A 2,152-nucleotide genomic window follows, 5' to 3' on the forward strand; every position below is an offset into this window, starting at 1 on the left:
CACCACACCCGCGAGCACCAGCGCACCTACCCCGACCAGCGGGACTACCAACTCGGCGCCTGATCAACGACCTTCCCCCAGAAGGATCCGCACCCATACGAGAACAGGGCCCTGACCGCCAGGAACAGACAGAAGGGCCCGGCCAGGCGGCCGCCTTCGTCGGCCTGGTGGGTGGCTGACGGGGCGTCGGCCCCGCCCGGGACCTGTGCCCCGACACTGGGCTTGCTCGGCTGTCCTACGGTCAGGTCCGCGCGCTGCTCGATCAGTCGAGCACCGCGTACGCCGCCGAGCTGGGGCTGGGGGCTGTTGGGAAAAAGTCGTTTGCGCTTTCGGCTCTCCTCCATACGATCACCTTCGTGAACGTGATCTCGCTGGGCTATCGAACCGATCTGATGCTGCGGACTATGGCAGGCTCCAACATCACCGAACTCGACTCGCACGTCGTGATTAGAACTCTGGCCAACCCGGGGTTCTGGTGGGGAAACTTCCTGTTGCTCAAGTCCGCACCCCGCAGCGGCGACGCCCGTCGCTTGTCGGAGTTGTTCACCAACGCGTTCCCCGAGGCGGCCCACCTCGCACTCGGGGTGGACAACACCGACGGAGACTGCGGAGAAGCCGGTGAACTCGCGGACCTCGGGGTCACCGCCGAGGTGAATACCGTCCTGACCGCCACCAGGCTGCTGCCACCGGGCCAGCCCCGCATGCAAGCTGACATTCGGGCCCTGATCAGCGACGACGACTGGGAACAGGCGCTTGACCTGCGCATCAACTGCGATGACCAGTTCGCGCTGACAGCCGAGCACAGGCAGTTTCTTGAGCGCAAGTTCATGGAGCACCGCAGACTTTGCGAGGCTGGCTTCGGAGCTTGGATCGGGGCCTTCGTCGAAGGTCGCATGCGAGCGGGCGCCGGTCTGTTCAGCGATGGCCAGGGCCTGGCCCGCTTCCAGGGCGTCGAGACCCACCCCTCGTTCCGACGCCAGGGCCTGGCATCGGCAGTCGTCCACCACGCCGGGCACTGGGGATTGCACCAGATGCATGTCCGCCTACTGGTGATCGTCGCCGACCCCGGTTACCACGCGATCCACATTTACCGCGCTCTCGGGTTCGAGGACGTGGAGCAGCAGGTCCAGCTGACTCGGGCCGACCCCTCGGAGAGGGTTCTCGACGCCCTAGCCTGACGCGCTCACAAACGACAGAAGCCGCAGAAGCCGCTTCCGCACGCCGGCGACCGTGCCCGCCGGTTCACTCCTGTTCGGCCCGGACCGGGTCGCGCAGGGGGCGCAACCCGTCGGGCATCTCTGGCAGCTGGAACGAGTACCGACCCAGCATGTTCACGTGGTGGCGCACGAACGGGGGAGAGGCGGGCGACGCCCTCGTCGCGGACGTCGAAGTCCTCGGCGCGGAGCTGGGTGACGGCGGCGTCCATGTACGACCCGTACCGTGCCGCCTGCTCATCCGTCAGGAACTCGACCGCCACAACAGCTCTCCGAAGATCGAAAACAACGACCCACGAAGGCTCCGACACCCAATCACCCCAGGTCAAAGCGCCAAACAGTCCAGCGAACCCTTAGCGCACGATCTGACACGGATGTTCCTCAGACCCCGTCCTCCTCCTCGTACTGCGCGAGCGTCTTCTGCAGGCGGGCGGCGAGCTCCTGCAGGTGCGGCGTGAGGGCGCGCTCCATGCTGTTCTCCCCCCGCTCCGCTCGGATCCGCGCGTCCTCTTCGTCGAGCAGCTCGTCGAGCGACTTCGGCTCAGGGTCCAGTCGCACGAGCAGCCATCATCGGCTCGATCAAGGCCCACTGCTCGTCCGATAAGTCGCTCGGATACGGCTCTCTGTCCATGACCCGAATCCCAGCATGTCCATGCCGAACGTCGGGCCCCCGAAGCGATCAGTCACACGATCGAGCGATCACGAACCGAGGAAGATCGGACTTAACGTCCACTAAGAGGTGAGTTATGTGGGTGACGTTGCTGCACGGGCGTGAGGGAAACCGGTGCGGATGTCCCCTTGGAGCCCTGAGACGATAGTCCGCATGCATGACGATCAGCCCTCCTCGGAAGATTTCAAGTCCAGTGAGACGGTCGTGATGCTATGAGGTTTGTGGTGCGGGTTCGCGGCGCTTGGCCGGGTCGTTGATCCACGCCTGC

The 2,152-nt window shown here is 65.2% G+C and carries 3 protein-coding genes and 1 pseudogene; 1 reads left to right on the top strand and 3 read right to left on the bottom strand.

The window, feature by feature from the left end:
• Positions 1-44: 44 nt before the first annotated feature.
• Positions 45-344, bottom strand: coding sequence for a hypothetical protein (locus ACFU5K_RS31720; RefSeq protein WP_384068163.1), 300 nt, complete (start codon positions 342-344; stop codon positions 45-47).
• Positions 345-356: 12 nt separating this feature from the next.
• Between ACFU5K_RS31720 and ACFU5K_RS31725 the strand changes: the two genes are divergently transcribed.
• Complete coding sequence (locus tag ACFU5K_RS31725; RefSeq protein WP_384068166.1) at positions 357-1,178, top strand: GNAT family N-acetyltransferase; 822 nt, start codon at positions 357-359, stop codon at positions 1,176-1,178.
• A 64-nt stretch (positions 1,179-1,242) separates the two neighbouring features.
• Here the strand turns inward: ACFU5K_RS31725 and ACFU5K_RS31730 are convergent.
• Both ACFU5K_RS31730 and ACFU5K_RS31735 read right to left on the bottom strand, forming a co-directional pair.
• Positions 1,243-1,429 (bottom strand): annotated as a pseudogene (locus ACFU5K_RS31730) (Tn3 family transposase); the annotation flags it as partial.
• 166 nt (positions 1,430-1,595) lie between these two features.
• Positions 1,596-1,772 carry a hypothetical protein gene (locus ACFU5K_RS31735; protein WP_384068168.1) on the bottom strand — a complete coding sequence of 59 codons (177 nt, stop codon included), beginning with the start codon at positions 1,770-1,772 and terminating at the stop codon, positions 1,596-1,598.
• Between the last annotated feature and the right edge of the window lie 380 nt (positions 1,773-2,152).

Origin of the sequence: Streptomyces sp. NPDC057428, from assembly GCF_042803195.1 — a bacterium.
Lineage (GTDB): Bacteria > Actinomycetota > Actinomycetes > Streptomycetales > Streptomycetaceae > Streptomyces.